The sequence below is a fragment of the Colwellia marinimaniae genome, from assembly GCF_002207865.1.
GTDB classification, from domain to species: Bacteria; Pseudomonadota; Gammaproteobacteria; order Enterobacterales; family Alteromonadaceae; genus Colwellia; species Colwellia marinimaniae.
The window spans coordinates 1-250 of the sequence record NZ_BDQM01000402.1; the positions used below are offsets into that span (position 1 = coordinate 1).

Genomic DNA, 250 nt, shown 5'->3' on the forward strand with positions numbered 1-250 from the left:
GGCGAATAGATCGCCCAGCACGCTTTGCACCGCCAGCGCCACCGCAATGCCGCCCACGCCCAGGCTGGCCACGAAGGCGGTGATGTTCACCCCCAGGTTCGAGAGGATGGCCAGCAGCACCGTGGCCCATACCAGCGTGCGCAGCCCCCAGGACATGAGCGTGGCCGAGGCGCTGATCTGCCCCGTGCCCGCGGCGCCATGGTGGCGCCGGTAGCGCTCGACCCCCAGACTGATGGCGCGCGTGCCCCAC

1 pseudogene is annotated in these 250 nt (G+C 71.2%); it reads right to left on the minus strand.

The annotated features are described in order from the left end of the window. Nucleotides 1-250 (minus strand): annotated as a pseudogene (locus tag MTCD1_RS19825) (hypothetical protein); the annotation flags it as partial.